This window comes from Pseudocitrobacter vendiensis (assembly GCF_943590815.1).
Lineage (GTDB): Bacteria > Pseudomonadota > Gammaproteobacteria > Enterobacterales > Enterobacteriaceae > Pseudocitrobacter > Pseudocitrobacter vendiensis.
Genome location: NZ_CALSBS010000009.1, coordinates 66,466 through 83,969, shown reverse-complemented (window position 1 = coordinate 83,969; position 17,504 = coordinate 66,466). Strand labels below are relative to the sequence as shown.

General features: G+C 54.6%; 16 protein-coding genes. 11 read left to right on the top strand and 5 right to left on the bottom strand.

What is annotated here, in order from left to right; translation table 11 throughout:
- Positions 1-29: 29 nt before the first annotated feature.
- From clpX to bolA, 4 genes are all read right to left on the bottom strand, one after another.
- On the bottom strand, positions 30-1,304 hold the full coding sequence (gene clpX / locus NMC31_RS11850) for an ATP-dependent protease ATP-binding subunit ClpX (RefSeq protein ID WP_015965568.1): 1,275 nt from the start codon (positions 1,302-1,304) through the stop codon (positions 30-32).
- A 128-nt stretch (positions 1,305-1,432) separates the two neighbouring features.
- Positions 1,433-2,056 carry an ATP-dependent Clp endopeptidase proteolytic subunit ClpP gene (clpP, locus tag NMC31_RS11845; protein ID WP_003021624.1) on the bottom strand — a complete coding sequence of 208 codons (624 nt, stop codon included), beginning with the start codon at positions 2,054-2,056 and terminating at the stop codon, positions 1,433-1,435.
- Positions 2,057-2,326: 270 nt separating this feature from the next.
- On the bottom strand, positions 2,327-3,625 hold the full coding sequence (gene tig / locus NMC31_RS11840) for a trigger factor (protein WP_015965570.1): 1,299 nt from the start codon (positions 3,623-3,625) through the stop codon (positions 2,327-2,329).
- A gap of 337 nt (positions 3,626-3,962) precedes the next feature.
- Entirely contained in the window at positions 3,963-4,280 is a 318-nt protein-coding gene (gene bolA / locus NMC31_RS11835; protein ID WP_041686300.1) for a transcriptional regulator BolA, read from the bottom strand.
- Between the two features lie 298 nt (positions 4,281-4,578).
- Here bolA and NMC31_RS11830 point away from each other — a divergent pair, with 298 nt between their 5' ends.
- The 7 genes from NMC31_RS11830 (at position 4,579) to cyoE (ending at position 11,941) form a co-directional block, all read left to right on the top strand.
- Complete coding sequence (locus tag NMC31_RS11830; protein ID WP_108474841.1) at positions 4,579-5,157, top strand: lipoprotein; 579 nt, start codon at positions 4,579-4,581, stop codon at positions 5,155-5,157.
- 47 nt (positions 5,158-5,204) lie between these two features.
- Entirely contained in the window at positions 5,205-6,680 is a 1,476-nt protein-coding gene (gene ampG / locus NMC31_RS11825; protein ID WP_253898032.1) for a muropeptide MFS transporter AmpG, read from the top strand.
- 470 nt (positions 6,681-7,150) lie between these two features.
- Positions 7,151-8,098, top strand: a complete 948-nt coding sequence (gene cyoA, locus NMC31_RS11820) for a cytochrome o ubiquinol oxidase subunit II (protein WP_253898031.1) — start codon at positions 7,151-7,153, stop codon at positions 8,096-8,098.
- A gap of 19 nt (positions 8,099-8,117) precedes the next feature.
- A complete protein-coding gene (gene cyoB, locus NMC31_RS11815; RefSeq protein WP_253898030.1) occupies positions 8,118-10,109 on the top strand; it encodes a cytochrome o ubiquinol oxidase subunit I in 1,992 nt (663 codons plus the stop codon).
- The gene (locus tag NMC31_RS11810) at positions 10,099-10,710 is read left to right on the top strand and encodes a cytochrome o ubiquinol oxidase subunit III (protein WP_108474837.1); all 612 of its coding nucleotides are present in this window, start codon (positions 10,099-10,101) and stop codon (positions 10,708-10,710) included. Before cyoB ends, NMC31_RS11810 begins: the two co-directional genes overlap by 11 nt.
- On the top strand, positions 10,710-11,039 hold the full coding sequence (locus NMC31_RS11805) for a cytochrome o ubiquinol oxidase subunit IV (protein ID WP_015965577.1): 330 nt from the start codon (positions 10,710-10,712) through the stop codon (positions 11,037-11,039). The genes NMC31_RS11810 and NMC31_RS11805 overlap by 1 nt, the downstream gene beginning before the upstream one ends.
- 11 nt (positions 11,040-11,050) lie before the next feature.
- Positions 11,051-11,941: a heme o synthase gene (gene cyoE / locus NMC31_RS11800; protein WP_149462128.1), complete on the top strand. Its 891-nt coding sequence runs from the start codon at positions 11,051-11,053 to the stop codon at positions 11,939-11,941.
- Positions 11,942-12,009: 68 nt separating this feature from the next.
- Here the strand turns inward: cyoE and NMC31_RS11795 are convergent, their stop codons facing one another.
- Positions 12,010-12,768: an IclR family transcriptional regulator domain-containing protein gene (locus NMC31_RS11795; protein ID WP_253898029.1), complete on the bottom strand. Its 759-nt coding sequence runs from the start codon at positions 12,766-12,768 to the stop codon at positions 12,010-12,012.
- A 152-nt stretch (positions 12,769-12,920) separates the two neighbouring features.
- Between NMC31_RS11795 and NMC31_RS11790 the strand changes: the two genes are divergently transcribed.
- From NMC31_RS11790 to NMC31_RS11775, 4 genes are read left to right on the top strand one after another with little or no spacing between them, the layout of a single operon-like run.
- Complete coding sequence (locus tag NMC31_RS11790; RefSeq protein ID WP_253898028.1) at positions 12,921-13,742, top strand: shikimate dehydrogenase family protein; 822 nt, start codon at positions 12,921-12,923, stop codon at positions 13,740-13,742.
- Complete coding sequence (locus tag NMC31_RS11785; protein ID WP_253898027.1) at positions 13,739-15,415, top strand: FAD-dependent oxidoreductase; 1,677 nt, start codon at positions 13,739-13,741, stop codon at positions 15,413-15,415. The genes NMC31_RS11790 and NMC31_RS11785 overlap by 4 nt, the downstream gene beginning before the upstream one ends.
- Before the next feature lie 13 nt (positions 15,416-15,428).
- Complete coding sequence (locus NMC31_RS11780; protein WP_015965584.1) at positions 15,429-15,749, top strand: NIPSNAP family protein; 321 nt, start codon at positions 15,429-15,431, stop codon at positions 15,747-15,749.
- A gap of 10 nt (positions 15,750-15,759) precedes the next feature.
- Positions 15,760-17,460, top strand: a complete 1,701-nt coding sequence (locus NMC31_RS11775; RefSeq protein ID WP_253898026.1) for an FAD-dependent oxidoreductase — start codon at positions 15,760-15,762, stop codon at positions 17,458-17,460.
- Positions 17,461-17,504 lie beyond the last annotated feature (44 nt).

Genomic DNA, 17,504 nt, shown 5'->3' with positions numbered 1-17,504 from the left:
TTGATTAACTGATTGTATGAATTGGCGAATTATTCACCAGAGGCTTGCTGCGCTTCCGGCTTACCGTAAATCAGCAGCGGTTTGCTCTGGCCGCCAATCACCGACTCATCGATAACCACTTTTTCGACGTCTTCCATGGAAGGCAGATCGTACATGGTATCGAGCAGTGCGGCTTCGACGATAGAGCGCAGACCACGCGCGCCGGTTTTACGGATCATCGCTTTCTTGGCAATCGCGTCGAGCGCTTCATCGCGGAATTCGAGATCCACACCTTCCAGATTGAACAACGCCTGATACTGTTTGGTCAGGGCATTTTTCGGCTCTTTCAGGATCTGAATCAGCGCCTCTTCACTCAGCTCATTGAGCGTTGCAACCACCGGCAGACGACCAATAAATTCCGGGATCAGACCAAATTTGATCAAATCTTCCGGCTCAACCTGCGTCAGCAGTTCGCCTTCGCTGGCTTTATCGGTTTTCGATTTCACGGTCGCGCCGAAGCCGATACCGGAACCTGTTTCTACACGGTTAGCGATAACTTTATCGAGGCCCGCAAATGCGCCGCCGCAGATAAACAGAATCTTGGAGGTATCAACCTGCAAGAATTCCTGCTGCGGATGTTTACGCCCCCCCTGAGGTGGAACGGCAGCGACGGTGCCTTCAATCAGTTTCAGCAACGCCTGCTGAACGCCTTCGCCCGAGACGTCACGGGTGATAGACGGGTTATCAGATTTACGAGAAATCTTATCAATTTCATCGATGTAGACAATACCGCGCTGGGCTTTCTGTACATCGTAATCGCATTTCTGCAGCAGTTTCTGAATGATGTTTTCGACGTCTTCACCCACATAACCGGCTTCGGTCAGGGTGGTGGCGTCAGCCATGGTGAACGGTACGTCCAGCAGGCGTGCCAGCGTTTCAGCCAGCAGCGTTTTACCGGAACCGGTCGGGCCAATCAGCAGAATGTTACTTTTGCCCAGCTCAACGCCGTTGCTGGTATCACCATTGCGCAGACGTTTGTAGTGGTTATACACCGCTACGGCCAGGACCTTTTTCGCCTGTTCCTGACCGATGACATAGTCATCCAGGTGATGGCGAATTTCATGTGGCGTCGGCAATGCACTACGTTCACGATGCGGCGCCACTTCTTTAATCTCTTCGCGAATGATGTCATTACACAAATCAACACATTCGTCGCAGATATACACTGACGGCCCGGCGATCAGCTTACGCACTTCATGCTGGCTTTTGCCGCAAAAAGAGCAATACAACAATTTGCCCGAACCATCTTTGCGTTTATCTGTCATGAGTCAAAACCTCTTTTTAAGTTCTTTGTGCCGCATATGACGACGCAAATGCCATTCTCAAGCGCAAGCCGCTACGCAAGCGTTGTGCCGCCCATACATAGTATAGCGGCACACTCACGCTCCGGGCATCAATTACGATGGGTCAGGATGGAGTCGACCAAACCGTACTCTACCGCCTCTGAAGCAGACAAGAAGCGATCGCGCTCGGTGTCGCGTTCGATCTGCTCAAGAGATTGACCCGTGTGATGAGCCATAAGTTCATTCATGCGCCCTTTCACTTTCAGGATTTCACGCGCGTGGATTTCGATATCCGTCGCCTGACCCTGATAGCCGCCCAGCGGCTGGTGAATCATGACGCGCGAGTTCGGCAGACAGAAACGCTTGCCTTTCGCCCCTGCGGTCAGCAGGAATGCGCCCATGGACGCCGCCTGGCCCATACAAATGGTGCTCACGTCCGGCTTGATGAACTGCATGGTGTCATAAATCGACATCCCGGCGGTGATGACGCCGCCTGGAGAGTTAATGTACAGGTAAATATCTTTTTCCGGGTTTTCCGCTTCCAGAAACAGCATCTGCGCTACGATCAGGTTCGCCATGTGGTCTTCCACCTGGCCGGTCAGAAAGATAACGCGCTCCTTAAGAAGACGGGAGTAGATATCAAAAGAACGTTCACCGCGTGAGGTCTGTTCGATGACCATCGGCACCAGGGCCATATGGGGTGCAAAGTTATCTCGTTCGCCACTGTATGACATTTCCGTCTCCTGGATAAAAAAATGAAACCTGCTGTACTGCCTGCTTGCTGTACTCATTGTACCTTGTGGACGGTTTACCAGCCATCGCAGCTAATACTTCCCCTTTTATGGGGACGAATCCACCCTATTTCAAGCATAACAATATTTTGCCGTTACGCTAACACCGAAACTGTGTTTTATCACGCTTACGCTGTCTATCAATGTGATAAAAAAAACCCGCTGCCGAAAGACAACGGGTTTTTGCTCAAACTTTAAACGCAGGAAGCGAAATTACGCCTGCTGGTTCATCAGTTCGTTGAAGGAAGTTGCTTTTTCAGACACTTTCGCTTTTTCAAGAACCGCTTCAACAGCCTGTTCTTCCAGAGCGACGCTGCGCATGTTTTCCATCAGTTCTTTGTTTTTGCTGTAGAACTCGATCACTTCTTTCGGATCTTCGTAGGCAGAAGCCATTTCTTCGATCAGAGTCGCAACGCGAGCTTCGTCAGCTTTCAGTTCGTGGGTACGAATTACTTCGCCCAGCAGCAGACCAACCACTACACGACGTTTAGCCTGTTCTTCGAACAGTTCACGCGGCAGTTCCATCGCTTGCTGCTGGTTGCCACCGAAACGCTGAGCAGCCTGACGACGCAGAACGTCGATTTCGCTGTCAATCAGGGCAGCCGGAACGTCGATTTCGTTCGCTTTTACCAGACCTTCGATCGCCTGAGTTTTAACACGGTTACGTACAGCGCCTTTCAGCTCACGTTCCATGTTTTTACGCACTTCTGCACGCAGACCTTCAACGGAACCATCTTCAACGCCGAAACGTTTGATGAATTCAGCAGTCAGTTCCGGCAGTTCACGTTCTTCAACTTTTTTCAGGTTGATAACGAATTTCGCTGCTTTACCTTTCAGGTTTTCAGCGTGGTATTCTTCCGGGAAGGTGACGTCGATGGTGAATTCTTCACCCGCTTTGTGACCTTTGATACCGTCTTCGAAGCCTGGGATCATACGACCCTGACCCATTGCCAGTACGAAATCAGTCGCTTTGCCGCCTTCGAATTCTTCGCCGTCTACAGAACCGGTGAAATCAACGGTAACACGGTCTTCAGCGTCAACTGCGCCGTCTTTGTCTTTCCAGTTCGCCTGCTGTTTACGCAGGGTGTCCAGCATGCCGTCAACGTCGGCTTCGGTCACTTCAACAACCGGTTTTTCAACTTCGATTGCGTCCAGGCCTTTCAGCTCAACTTCCGGATACACTTCGAATTCAACCGCGTAGGTGAAGTCTTCGCCCAGTTTGTATTCGCCCGGAACGTAGTTCGGTGCGCCAGCCGGGTTGATTTTTTCTTTGATGATCGCATCAACGAAGTTGCGGCTCATCAGGTCACCCAGCACGTCCTGGCGAACAGATGCGCCATAACGCTGAGCAACAACATTCATTGGTACTTTGCCCTTACGGAAGCCGTCAATGCGTACTTTTTTCGCTACGTTGACCAGCTCGCTTTTTACAGCAGTTTCGATGCTGTCAGCAGGGATAGTAATCGTTACGCGGCGGCCAAGGCCCTGAGTGGTTTCAACTGAAACTTGCATCTTGTTACCTCAAAAAAATCACAGTGCTCGGTCAACTCTGAGTTTTGCCTCGCAATACCGGGATGTTCTCTTTAAATCAGATTCACATTCCGTGTCGCCAGAATCATCCCGAAGACATTCCGAAAAATAAGACGCGCATTATAGCGGCATCACTGATATGAGTCGAGAACGGTTGTTATGCCTGGATGCGGCTTTTTTCACAATTCCCGGCGAATTTTTGTCTGAAAAAGGTCAAACGGGTCCATTTTTCAGACAAAACAAAACGGCCCGCAGGCCGTTTTCTCATAAATCTGTACGCAACATACTGGAAAAGTTCCGTTCGTTGCAAATGCCTTTTCTACGCGAGACTGCCCGCGCCACGACACGGTGGTGATGCGACGACTGTATCCTGTAACCCCTCCCACTCTTTGCGCGTGTAGGTGTGCAACGCCAGAGCGTGCACCGTGGAAGCCAGTTCCTCCGTTAACGTGCCATAGATCATGCGATGGCGATTGAGAAAACGTTCACCGGTGAAACGATCGCTGACCAGCACCACTTTGAAGTGGCTTTCAGAACCCGCCGGTACGTTGTGACGATAGCTCTCATCCGTCACTTCGAGGAACACAGGTTCAAACGCTGCCCTTAATTTTTCTTCTATATGTTCACGTATCATCATGAAGTTACTCCTCCGACAACGTTGAGATGCCGTCTATCCCTTTAAATGTTAGCCGCTTTTACCGTTTCCATTACACAAAGACAACAAAAAATTAGCGTTTGTCTGATGTGAACCGACAAACCAATGGCGTTAACTGCCTTCTCACGCCTTTTACGCCTCACGCCGAGGTCATTGTTGCGGCGCAAGGTTATAAAACGCACAACACGATGAATTTACATGCATTGCCTACTTCCCCTTGCCGTTGGCGATGTTATGATGGCGGGAATTTTCAGTAAACAATGCGTTTGAGAGCCTGAACATGTTAAAAAAAATCCTCTTTCCCTTAGTAGCACTGTTTATGTTGGCAGGATGCGCCACGCCGCCGACCACCATTGATGTGTCTCCTAAGATGACTCTGCCGCAGCAGGATCCAAGCCTGATGGGCGTAACCGTCAGCATCAACGGCGCTGACCAGCGTCAGGATCAGGCGCTGGCCAAAGTCACCCGTGATAACCAGCAGGTTACCCTGACCGCCTCTCGCGACCTGCGCTTCCTGTTACAAGAAGTGCTGGAAAAACAGATGACCGCGCGCGGTTATATGATTGGGCCTAACGGCGCTGTCGATCTGCAGATTATCGTCAGCAACCTGTATGCGGATGTCTCACAGGGCAACGTGCGTTACAACATCTCCACCAAAGCGGATATCGCCATCATCGCCACCGCGAAGAATGGCAACAAGATGACCAAAAACTATCGCGCCAGCTACTCTGTAGAAGGGGCGTTCCAGGCATCGAACAAAAATATCGCGAATGCTGTAAACAGCGTTCTGACCGATACCATTGCCGATATGTCTCAGGACACCAGCGTCCACGACTTTATCAAGCAAAACGCGCGTTAATCCCACTAAACTGACCCGACACCACGTCGGGTCAGTGCTATAAGAACATGTCCAGCCATTATTTACGTATTTTCCAACAACCTAAATCAGCCATTCTGCTGATTCTTGGTTTCGCCTCCGGTTTGCCCCTTGCACTCACCTCCGGGACGCTGCAAGCGTGGATGACCGTCGAAAACATCGATCTGAAAACAATCGGCTTCTTCTCCCTCGTCGGCCAGGCTTACGTCTTTAAGTTTCTCTGGTCGCCGGTGATGGATCGTTACACACCGCCGTTCCTGGGACGCCGTCGCGGGTGGCTGCTGACCACGCAATGTTTACTGTTAATCGCTATTGCCGCAATGGGCTTCCTTGAGCCCGCCTCGCAGTTACGCTGGATGGCGGCGCTGGCGGTGGTGATTGCCTTCTGCTCGGCCTCTCAGGACATCGTTTTTGACGCCTGGAAAACCGACGTTCTGCCTGCGGAAGAACGCGGCGCGGGTGCGGCTATCAGCGTGCTCGGCTATCGCCTGGGGATGCTGGTTTCCGGTGGCCTGGCGCTGTGGCTGGCCGATAAATGGCTGGGCTGGCAAGGCATGTACTGGCTGATGGCGGCGCTGCTGGTGCCGTGTATTATCGCCACCCTGCTCGCGCCAGAGCCCAGTGATGTCATTCCTGTGCCGCGCAGCCTTGAACAAGCGGTTGTCGCACCGTTAAAAGACTTCTTTGGCCGTAACAACGCGTGGCTGATTCTGCTGTTGATCGTGATGTACAAACTCGGCGACGCTTTCGCCATGAGTCTGACGACCACCTTTTTGATTCGCGGCGTCGGTTTTGATGCCGGTGAAGTCGGGATGGTGAATAAAACCCTGGGCCTGTTTGCCACCATCCTTGGCGCGCTGTACGGCGGCGTTCTGATGCAACGTTTAACGCTGTTCCGCGCACTGCTGATTTTTGGCATTCTGCAAGGCGCATCGAACGCGGGTTACTGGCTGCTGTCGGTCACCGATAAACATCTGTTCTCGATGGGCGCGGCGGTATTCTTCGAAAACCTGTGCGGCGGGATGGGCACTGCGGCGTTTGTTGCGTTGCTGATGACGCTGTGTAACAAGTCGTTTTCTGCCACCCAGTTCGCTCTGTTATCGGCGCTCTCTGCCGTGGGCCGCGTTTACGTTGGGCCTATCGCCGGTTGGTTCGTTGACGCACACGGCTGGCCGACGTTCTATCTGTTCTCGGTTGTTGCCGCCGTTCCGGGAATTTTACTGCTGCTTGTCTGCCGCCGGACGCTGGAATATACCCAGCAAACCGAACAGTTTATGCCGCGCAGCACCTTCAGCGGAGGTTATCGCTTTGCCCTGCGCCTGTTGCTCATTGGCGCACTGTTGTTAGGCGCGTGGCTGGTCATGCTGGTAATTGATGCGCTGGATCTGGCGTCACTCCCCTTCTCGACCAGCGTTCTGGAAGCCGGGGCATTGATTGCCATTGCCGGTATTTTAGTCGGCTGTGTGCTTGATTATCTGGCGCTACGTAAAACACATCAGATGTAGTTCAGCACAAATCATGCGAGTCCTGAGTAGTCACTGTGAGTAATTATTTGGGGCTTGCTATGAACCAACTGGATAATTTGTTGTTTCGTGCTTTTTAGAATTCTGGAAATTACTGGAACCAATAAAAAGCGCTTTATTTCGTTAACCGATTCAGCATCCACTCTATTATTTTTCCTTTACTGATTTGTCTAGATTTTGATGATTAATTGTTAATTATTTGTATATTATTGACAATGGTTATACCAATTGACATTTCATATCATCCTTTTATCCCCCTTTCGTTATAACGCCCGTCAAATGGGCGATCTGCCTGAAAAATAGACACAATTGGCAACATATGTGACATCAACGGCAGAACCCAGTAACAGATAACTGACAGAGAGCCATTCGCATTTACAGTAATGTAACTTTCCCGTAAAATACCCACACGCTTTAAGCGCCACCAAACCCCGTGGAATTGAGGTCGTTACATGAGACTCAGGAAATACAATAAAAGTTTGGGATGGTTGTCATTAATCGCAGGCACGGTTTTACTCAGTGGTTGCGATTCTGCACTTCTTGACCCCAAAGGACAGATAGGACTGGAGCAACGTTCGCTCATACTGACGGCTTTCGGCCTGATGTTGATTGTCGTTATTCCCGCCATCTTGATGGCAGTTGGTTTCGCCTGGAAGTATCGTGCGAATAATAAAGATGCGAAGTATAGTCCGAACTGGTCACACTCCAATAAAGTGGAAGCTGTGGTCTGGACGGTACCTATCCTGATCATCCTGTTCCTCGCCGTACTGACGTGGAAAACCACGCACGCACTTGAACCAAGCAAACCGTTAGCCCATGACGAGAAGCCTATCACTATTGAAGTGGTTTCTCTGGACTGGAAATGGTTCTTCATTTATCCGGAACAAGGCATTGCTACCGTTAACGAAATCGCTTTCCCGGCGAACGTTCCGGTGCAGTTCAAAGTGACCTCGAACTCCGTGATGAACTCCTTCTTCATCCCGCGTCTGGGTAGCCAGATCTACGCGATGGCCGGTATGCAGACTAACCTGCACCTGATCGCCAACGAGCCGGGTATCTATGACGGTATTTCCGCCAGCTACAGTGGCCCGGGCTTCTCAGGTATGAAGTTCAAAGCCATTGCGACGCCGGATCGTGCCGCGTTCGACCAGTGGGTCGCGAAAGCGAAACAGTCTGGGAACACCATGGATGACATGGCGGCATTTGAGAAAGTGGCTGCACCGAGTGAATACAACAAGGTGGAGTACTTCTCCAGCGTGAAACCGGATTTGTTTAAGGCTATTACGGGCAAATTTATGTCTCACGACACAAACATGAAAATGTCCCAACCTGAAGGCGAGCACGCAGCGCATGAAGGAATGGAAGGCATGGACATGAGCCACGCGGAAGCCGCTCACTAAGGGGCCGAGGAAGAAAACGATGTTCGGAAAATTGACACTGGATGCAGTGCCGTTCCATGAACCAATTGTCATGGTAACGATAGCTGCAATTATCGTCGGGGGACTGGCGATACTGGCAGCGATCACTTATTTCGGTAAGTGGAGCTACCTTTGGAAAGAGTGGCTGACCTCGGTCGACCACAAACGCCTTGGCATCATGTATGTCATCGTCGCTATCGTCATGCTGCTGCGTGGCTTTGCCGACGCTATCATGATGCGTAGTCAGCAGGCGCTGGCTTCCGCGGGCGAGGCGGGCTTCCTGCCGCCACACCACTACGATCAGATCTTCACCGCTCACGGTGTCATCATGATCTTCTTCGTGGCGATGCCATTCGTTATCGGTCTGATGAACCTCGTGGTTCCGCTGCAGATTGGTGCGCGTGACGTTGCGTATCCATTCCTGAACAACCTGAGCTTCTGGTTCACGGTTGTCGGTGTGATTCTGGTTAACCTTTCTCTGGGCGTCGGTGAGTTCGCACAGACCGGTTGGCTGGCCTATCCGCCGTTGTCGGGAATTGAGTACAGCCCGGGCGTCGGGGTCGATTACTGGATATGGGCATTGCAGCTCTCCGGTGTCGGTACAACGCTGACGGGTATCAACTTCTTCGTCACCATTATCAAGATGCGTGCACCGGGCATGACCATGTTCAAGATGCCGGTATTTACCTGGGCATCGCTGTGCGCCAACATCCTGATTATCGCGTCCTTCCCAATTCTGACGGTTACCGTCGCGTTGCTGACCCTGGATCGCTATCTGGGCACCCATTTCTTCACCAATGATATGGGCGGCAACATGATGATGTACATCAACCTGATTTGGGCCTGGGGCCACCCGGAAGTGTACATCCTGGTTCTGCCGGTATTCGGTGTCTTCTCCGAAATCGCGGCGACCTTCTCGCGTAAACGCCTGTTTGGCTACACCTCGCTGGTGTGGGCGACCGTGTGTATTACCATCCTGTCGTTCATCGTTTGGCTGCACCACTTCTTTACGATGGGTGCGGGCGCGAACGTCAACGCCTTCTTCGGTATTACCACGATGATTATCGCCATCCCGACCGGGGTGAAGATCTTCAACTGGCTGTTCACCATGTACCAGGGCCGTATCGTATTCCACTCCGCCATGCTGTGGACGATCGGCTTTATCGTGACCTTCTCTGTAGGGGGTATGACCGGCGTACTGCTGGCGGTTCCGGGCGCAGACTTCGTGCTGCACAACAGCCTGTTCCTGATTGCGCACTTCCATAACGTCATTATCGGTGGTGTGGTCTTCGGGTGCTTCGCAGGTCTGACCTACTGGTGGCCGAAAGCCTTTGGCTTCACGCTGAACGAAACCTGGGGTAAACGCGCATTCTGGCTGTGGATCATCGGCTTCTTCGTGGCGTTCATGCCGCTGTACGTGCTGGGCTTCATGGGCATGACCCGTCGCCTCAGCCAGCAGATTGACCCGCAGTTCCACACCATGCTGGTTGTTGCAGCCTGCGGTGCGGCGCTGATTGCTCTGGGTATCCTGTGCCAGCTGATTCAGTTCTACGTGTCTATTCGCGACCGCGACCAGAACCGTGACCTGACCGGTGACCCATGGGGTGGCCGTACGCTGGAGTGGGCAACCTCTTCCCCGCCTCCGTTCTATAACTTTGCCATTGTGCCGCAGATCCATGAACGCGATGCATTCTGGGAAATGAAAGAGAAAGGCGAAGCGTACAAACAGCCTACGCAGTATGAAGAAATTCATATGCCGAAAAACAGCGGTGCAGGCATCGTGATTGCCGCCTTCGCAACCCTCTTCGGTTTCGCCATGATCTGGCATATCTGGTGGATGGCAATCGTCGGCTTCGCGGGCATTGTTATCAGCTGGATTGTGAAAAGCTTCGACGAGGACGTGGACTACTACGTGCCGGTCGCTGAAGTCGAAAAACTGGAAAACCAGCATTTCGATGAGATTTCTAAGGCAGGGCTGAAAAATGGCAACTGATACTCTGGCGCATAACGCCCACGCGCACGAACATGGGCACCACGATGCAGGCCCGAATAAGGTATTCGGTTTCTGGATCTACCTGATGAGCGACTGTATTTTGTTCGCCTGTCTGTTCGCAACTTACGCGGTGCTGGTAAACGGCACTGCGGGCGGCCCGACCGGTAAGGACATCTTCGAACTGCCGTTCGTTCTGGTGGAAACCTTCCTGCTGTTATTCAGCTCCATCACCTATGGCATGGCGGCTATCGCCATGTACAAAAACAACAAGAGCCAGGTCGTTTCCTGGCTCGCTCTGACCTTCCTTTTCGGGGCAGGGTTCATCGGGATGGAAATCTATGAATTCCATCACCTGATTGCTGAAGGTATGGGCCCGGATCGCAGTGGCTTCCTGTCCGCGTTCTTCGCGCTGGTAGGTACCCACGGTCTGCACGTGACCTCTGGTCTTATCTGGATGGCCGTGCTGATGATTCAGGTTTCCCGTCGCGGGCTGACCAGCACTAACCGCACCCGTATCATGTGCCTGAGCCTGTTCTGGCACTTCCTGGACGTCGTGTGGATCTGTGTGTTCTCTGTAGTTTATCTGATGGGGGCGATGTAATGAGTCATTCTACCGATCACAACGGCGCATCCCACGGCAGCGTGAAGTCCTATATGACGGGCTTTATCCTGTCCATCATCCTGACGGTGATTCCGTTCTGGATGGTGATGACGGGTTCAGCGTCGCCGGCGGTGATTCTGGGAACCATTCTGGTAACGGCGGTTGTGCAGATTCTGGTACACCTGGTGTACTTCCTGCACATGAACTCGAAGTCTGACGAAGGCTGGAACCTGACTGCGTTTGTCTTCACCGTGATCATCATTGCCATCGTGGTTGTAGGCTCCATCTGGATTATGTGGAACCTGAACTACAACATGATGGTTCACTAAGAGCGGCGAGTATGATGTTTAAGCAATACCTGCAAGTAACGAAACCAGGCATCATTTTTGGCAACCTGATCTCCGTGATCGGCGGTTTCCTGCTGGCCTCCAAGGGCAGCATCGATTACCCGCTGTTTGTCGCGACGCTGATTGGCGTGTCTCTGGTGGTCGCCTCGGGTTGTGTATTCAACAACTACATCGATCGTGACATCGACCGTAAGATGGAACGTACGAAAAACCGAGTGCTGGTCAAAGGACTGATGGCGCCTAAAACGTCGCTGGTCTACGCCACCTTGCTGGGTATTGCTGGCTTCATGCTGCTGTGGTTCGGCGCTAACCCGCTGGCCTGCTGGCTGGGCGTGATGGGGTTTGTGGTTTATGTCGGCGTTTACAGCCTGTACATGAAGCGCCACTCCGTCTACGGCACGCTGATTGGCTCTCTCTCCGGCGCGGCGCCGCCAGTGATTGGCTACTGCGCAGTGTCCGGTACGTTTGACAGCGGCGCGCTGATCCTGCTGGCGATTTTCAGCCTCTGGCAGATGCCTCACTCCTACGCTATCGCGATTTTCCGCTTCAAGGATTATCAGGCGGCGAACATTCCGGTTCTGCCGGTGGTGAAAGGCATTTCAGTGGCGAAAAACCACATCACGCTGTACATCGTGGCATTTGCTATCGCCACGCTGATGCTGACGCTTGGCGGCTACGCAGGGTATAAATACCTGATCGTTGCGGCGGCGGTCAGTGTGTGGTGGCTCGGCATGGCGCTACGCGGTTATAAAGTGGAAGATGATAAAGTCTGGGCGCGCAAGCTCTTCGGCTTCTCCATCATCGCCATCACCGCACTCTCTGTAATGATGTCCATCGACTTTATGGTCCCGAACTCCCAAAGCCTGCTGACGTACGTCTGGTAAGGTTTGAAGGATGTGAAAAAACCCGCTTCGGCGGGTTTTTTATTGTCTGTGAGTATGAAGTTGTCGGTCTAACTCACCAGCATTTCCCGCGCACTATACAGCAAATCAAGATGATCGCGGCACAACGCCTCCAGCGATGTGCGCGACTGATGACTGGTTAAACTCAGCGCCCCCCAGTAAAGCCCTCCCCTGTCGGCCAGCGGTACGGCCACCACCAGCATGCCGATTTCAAATTCCTGCTCGATGGTGGCGTAGCCCTGCTCGCGAACCAGCGCAATACGCGCCATCAGTTCATCAATCTCAACGGCGGTGTAGGGCGTGCGGCGTTCGCGCTTGATTTGCCGCAGCACTGCTTCACACTCCGCTTCCGGCAGCGACGCCAGCCATAAACGCCCGCCTGCCGTACAGTACACCGGCACGCGCTCGCCGAGACGCACGGACGTCGAGTTAAACGGTGTGTGTTTACTGCGCGCGATATACACCAGTTCATTTTCATCAATCACCCCCACCGACGCATGCTCTTCCGTTCGGCTGGCGATGTACTCAACGATGGGCCGTACCATGCGCGGGAACTGGGCGGAATCGACGTACGCCTGCCCCAGCCGCAGCGCTTTGGGCGTCAGCCAGTAGTAGCGACCATCGGTGCAGAGATAGCGTTCATGCACCAGCGTGAGGAAAAATCGCCGCGCCGCACTCTGCGTCAGGCCACTCATTTTTGCCGCCTGCGGAACCGTCAGGCGCGGATGTTCTTTGGAGAAAAGCTGAATAATCGCCAGCCCTTTTTGCAGGCCGACGATCAAATCGCGGGAATGAATCTGATTTTGCATAGTCGTTCACACTTTCGCAACAAACAAGCCCATTTACTGCGATTATCGCACTGTTAGTGCGATTAACAACCCACCTGTCCGAATTCTGCGTTGTTGGTCACCGGATCCGCTGAAATACTCAATCAACATTTGATTAACAAGTGAGATGAAAAATGGTCAGTGGATTTACGCAAATCGTGGCTGTACTCGGGCATCCCATCACCCAGGTGAAATCGCCGGAAAACTTCAACCGCTACTTTGCCGATAAGCAGATGGACAAAGTCATGATCCCGGTCGATATCGCCCCGAAAGCAGTTGCCGATTACCTGAATGCCCTGCGCGGCTGGCAGAACATGAGCGGTGTGCTGGTTACCGTGCCGCATAAACAGCGCGTTGCCGGGTTGCTGGACAGCCTGACGCCCCGTGCGCGCCATCTTAATGCGGTGAACGTGGTCAGAAAACTGGCCGACGGGCGCCTGGAGGGCGACATGCTCGACGGCGTTGGGTTCCAGCTGGCCGCCGAAGCGCACGGTTTTGCTGCTGCAGGCAAACGCGCATTGCTGTCTGGCTGTGGCGGCGTCGGCAGCGCGATTGCCTGGGGATTGTGTGAAGCGGGTATCAGTCATCTGGCGCTGTACGATAGGGATGACGCCACGCGTCAGCGGCTGGAAAACCGTCTGGCAACGCACTTTCCGGAAGTCCATCTCAGTGAACTGCCCGAGACGCTCACGGGCCTCGACCTGCTGATCAACGGTTCCCCGGCGGGCATGCAGGGTTTTGATCCACTGCCGTTGCCGCAGCCTCTGCTCGATACCTTGCAAAACAGCACCCACGTTGCCGATGTGGTAACGGCTCCGGTAGTCACCCCGCTGCTGGCCTTTGCGCAAACGCGCGGCTGCACGGTGCAAACCGGCCCGGAAATGGCGTTAGCGCAGATGAAACTGATGGGCCAGTTTATTGGCGCGATCCCCACCGAGCACGAGGCGGCCGCATGAAAAACTGGGATGTGATCGTTATCGGCAGCGGTGCGGCGGGCTTTGCTACAGCGGTCACGGCCTGCTGCAAAGGCTTGTCGGTGCTGATGCTGGAGAAAGCGCCGCACTTTGGCGGCACATCGGCGATTTCCGGCGGTGCGGTGTGGATCAACGACACCGACCAGGCTCGCCAGGCGGGTAAAAGTGGTTCACCGGACGCCATCAAAACCTATCTGCGCACCATCATTGGCGATGCGAATTACCGCCCGGCGCTGGTGGATGCGTTTGTGGAATCCGGACGTGAAGCGCTGGCATTCCTTGAGCAGGAAGGCGCAGTGAAATACAGCCTGCGCCCGCTTTCACCTGATTATTACCCGGATGAAGCGGGTGCGGTGGATGTCGGGCGCGCACTGGAAGTGGTGGAATTTGACGGTCGCGAGTTGGGTGAACACTTCAGCACTCTGCGTTCTCCACCGCCGGGAATGCTGCTGTTTGGCGGCATGATGGTCAATCGCGTCGACATTCAGCACTTCCTGGACATGCGCCGTTCGTGGACGTCGTTCCGTCACTGTTCGCGCCTGCTGCTGCGCTACGGTCGCGATCGTCTGCGTCATCCGCGTGGTACGCGTCTGGCGATGGGCAACGCGCTGATTGCACGGATGGCGACGCTGGCACTGCGTAAAGGGCTGGACCTGGCGCTAAACGTCAACGTAACGTCATTAATCGAAGAGCAGGGGCGCATTACCGGCGTCACCATCCAACGCGAAGGCAAAGAAGAACGACTGCACGCGCGCTGCGGCGTGGTGCTGGCAGCAGGCGGTTTTGCTGCCGGGCAGATTGCCGCGCAGTTCCGCCCGGCGACACAGCAACATTTCACCATGTCGCCCGCGACTAACGACGGCGCAGCATTTCAGCTGGCAGGCCGCGTGGGTGCGCAAGAAGGTGCCAATCTCCCCTCAAACTTTTTCTGGGCGCCGGTGTCGGTTTTACGTCATCCGGACGGCACGGAAGAGCGCTTCCCGCATCTGGTTACCGACCGCGCTAAACCGGGCGTGATTGCCGTCAATCAGCGTGGCGTACGCTTTGTCAACGAGTCGAACTCTTACCATCACTTCGCCAGCGCGATGCAGCAGCAGCCGGAAAACGCGCCCTGCTATCTGATTGGCGATGCCCTGGCGATGAAAAATTACGGTCTCGGCCTCGCCCGTCCGGCCCCGGTTAATAACGATGCGCTGATCAAAGCGGGATATTTGCATAAAGCCGATACCCTCGCCGCACTCGCGCAGCAGCTCAACCTCGACCCGCTCACGCTGGAAGAGACCGTCGCACGCTATAACCGCGATGCCGCTAACGGTACCGACAGCGAATTTCGCAAAGGCGGGAACAGCTACAACCGGGCGATGGGCGACCCGGCGCATCAGCCGAACGCCTGCAACGCGCCGCTCAGCCAGGGTCCGTTCTACGCCATCACCCTTTACACCGGTGATTTAGGCACCTCGCGCGGGCTGGTCACCACCGCCGACGCGCAGGTGATGAATCAGCAAAACGAAGCCATTCCCGGCCTGTATGCGGTCGGTAATGACATGGATTCGATGATGGCGGGCACCTATCCCGGCCCTGGCATTACGCTCGGCCCGGCGCTCACCTTCGGCTACCTCGCCGCAAAACATATGGCTCAACAACAATCCCTTTAACCAGGAGAACAACATGATCTACGAAAAACGCACCTACACCATCAATCCCCTGAAAATGGCCGACTGGCTGGCGCTGTATAAGAGCGACGCTTATGCCGTGCAAACCGAGCACCTCGGCAAACTGATTGGCTTCTTCTTTACGGAAATTGGCGTGGTGAATCAGGTGGTGCATATCTGGGCGTATGAAAGCCTGGATGATCGTTTGGTTCGCCGTGGCCGCATGGCTCAGGACGAACGCTGGCTGACTTTCTCGCGTAAAAATCGCGAGCTGGCGGCGGTTGAGCGCCTGGAATCAGTGCTGATGCGCCCGACCGATTTCTCCCCGCTGCAATAAGGAGCCCGACATGAGCAGGCAGGTAAAGGTAGATGTTCTGGTGGTCGGTTCCGGCGCTGCGGGGTTATCCGCTGCCGTCACCGCCGCGCTGCATGGCGCGAGCGTGCTGGTTGCAGAAAAAGAGCCGGTGATTGGCGGAACCAGCGCCTGGTCCGGCGGCTGGCTGTGGATACCCCGCAATCCGCTGGCACGTGAAGAGGGCTTCAATGAAGAGGAATCCGCTCCGCTTACCTACCTTAACGCGGAGATGGATGGCCGCCCTGCCGATGCGCGCCTGCACGCCTTTCTCCAGTATGGCCCGGAAATGGTCGAATTCTTCCGTACAAAAACGGCGGTGCAGTTTCTCTCCGGCAGCAAAATGCCGGATTTTCATAACTCCCCCGGTTTTGCCACCGGCGGGCGCTCGGTCACCGCACAGCCTTACGATGGACGTGGCCTGGGCGACTGGCTGCACCGTTTACGCGCCCCGCTGGAGACCATCAGTCTGGCAGGCATGGGGATCGCGGGTGGTGCGGATATGGCGCATTTTTTCAATGCTACTCGTTCACCACGCTCGGCGTTCTACGCGACTCGTCGTCTGCTGCGCCACAACTGGCAGCGTCTGCGCTACGGGCGTGGGCAGCATCTGGTGAACGGCAATGCGCTGGTCGCACGCCTGCTGCGCTCGGCGCTGGATGCCGACGTTCAGTTTCAGTTAAACGCCCCGGTAGCACGACTGTTAAAACAGAACGATCAGATTATCGGCGCGGTGCTTGATAGCGATGAAGGCGAGATAACCGTCAGCGCTGGCGCGGTAGTGCTGGCCTGCGGCGGCTTTCCGCACGATAAAGCGCGGCTGGCGCAGGAAGTGCCGCACGCACGTCAGGGCTACGGCCACTTTTCCGCCGCGCCGCCGGGGAATCAGGGTGATGGTATCCGGCTTGGCGAAGCGGTTGGCGGCCATTTTGAGCGCAATCTCAAACACCCTATGGCCTGGGCCCCCGTCTCACGTGTCACGCTGGCAAGCGGGTTACAGCTCGCATTCCCGCATCTGGTCGAGCGTGCCAAGCCGGGGTTCATCGCCGTGTTACCCAATGGGAAACGCTTCACCAACGAAGCCGATTCCTATCACGATTTTATCGCGGCTTTGATTTCCGCCACGCCGGAAGGTGAAAAACCGCAGGCATGGCTGCTGGCAGACCAGCGCACGCTAAGTCGTTACGGTTTAGGTCACGCGCGGCCCACGCCATTTCACGTTAAGGCCTGGCTGCGTAACGGCTATTTGCAGTCCGGCGAGACGCTGGAAATGCTGGCGAAAAACTGTGGGATTGATGCATCCACGCTGGTTGAAACCGTCGCGCGCTTTAACGGTTTTGCCGAACGCGGTGTGGATGAAGCGTTTCAACGCGGCGCATCCGCCTACAACTGCGCGCAGGGTGATGCCACGCATCAACCCAGCCCAACGCTGGGCGCGATAAAACAGGGGCCCTATTACGCCGTGCGTATTTTGCCCGGTTCGCTGGGTTCGTTCAGTGGCCTGCTAACCGATGAACATGCGCAGGTGCTGAACGACCAACATCAGCCCATCCCCGGCCTGTACGCCGTGGGGAACGATATGTCGAGCGTCATGCAGGGGTTCTACCCCAGCGGCGGCATTACGCTTGGCCCGGCCATGACCTTCGGGTATCTGGTGGGCAAAAACCTTGCCGCAAACATAACAAAAACAGCGTAACTCATCGCTTTGCCAGGGACGGTAAAAATATAACAACATCTTAC

What these genes read in the sequence shown, in the direction of transcription:
- clpX (WP_015965568.1), bottom strand. Translation starts at nt 1,304, where the DNA reads ATGACAGATAAACGCAAAGATGGTTCGGGCAAATTGTTGTATTGCTCT.
- clpP (WP_003021624.1), bottom strand. Translation starts at nt 2,056, where the DNA reads ATGTCATACAGTGGCGAACGAGATAACTTTGCACCCCATATGGCCCTG.
- tig (WP_015965570.1), bottom strand. Translation starts at nt 3,625, where the DNA reads ATGCAAGTTTCAGTTGAAACCACTCAGGGCCTTGGCCGCCGCGTAACG.
- bolA (WP_041686300.1), bottom strand. Translation starts at nt 4,280, where the DNA reads ATGATGATACGTGAACATATAGAAGAAAAATTAAGGGCAGCGTTTGAA.
- NMC31_RS11830 (WP_108474841.1), top strand. Translation starts at nt 4,579, where the DNA reads ATGTTAAAAAAAATCCTCTTTCCCTTAGTAGCACTGTTTATGTTGGCA.
- ampG (WP_253898032.1), top strand. Translation starts at nt 5,205, where the DNA reads ATGTCCAGCCATTATTTACGTATTTTCCAACAACCTAAATCAGCCATT.
- cyoA (WP_253898031.1), top strand. Translation starts at nt 7,151, where the DNA reads ATGAGACTCAGGAAATACAATAAAAGTTTGGGATGGTTGTCATTAATC.
- cyoB (WP_253898030.1), top strand. Translation starts at nt 8,118, where the DNA reads ATGTTCGGAAAATTGACACTGGATGCAGTGCCGTTCCATGAACCAATT.
- NMC31_RS11810 (WP_108474837.1), top strand. Translation starts at nt 10,099, where the DNA reads ATGGCAACTGATACTCTGGCGCATAACGCCCACGCGCACGAACATGGG.
- NMC31_RS11805 (WP_015965577.1), top strand. Translation starts at nt 10,710, where the DNA reads ATGAGTCATTCTACCGATCACAACGGCGCATCCCACGGCAGCGTGAAG.
- cyoE (WP_149462128.1), top strand. Translation starts at nt 11,051, where the DNA reads ATGATGTTTAAGCAATACCTGCAAGTAACGAAACCAGGCATCATTTTT.
- NMC31_RS11795 (WP_253898029.1), bottom strand. Translation starts at nt 12,768, where the DNA reads ATGCAAAATCAGATTCATTCCCGCGATTTGATCGTCGGCCTGCAAAAA.
- NMC31_RS11790 (WP_253898028.1), top strand. Translation starts at nt 12,921, where the DNA reads ATGGTCAGTGGATTTACGCAAATCGTGGCTGTACTCGGGCATCCCATC.
- NMC31_RS11785 (WP_253898027.1), top strand. Translation starts at nt 13,739, where the DNA reads ATGAAAAACTGGGATGTGATCGTTATCGGCAGCGGTGCGGCGGGCTTT.
- NMC31_RS11780 (WP_015965584.1), top strand. Translation starts at nt 15,429, where the DNA reads ATGATCTACGAAAAACGCACCTACACCATCAATCCCCTGAAAATGGCC.
- NMC31_RS11775 (WP_253898026.1), top strand. Translation starts at nt 15,760, where the DNA reads ATGAGCAGGCAGGTAAAGGTAGATGTTCTGGTGGTCGGTTCCGGCGCT.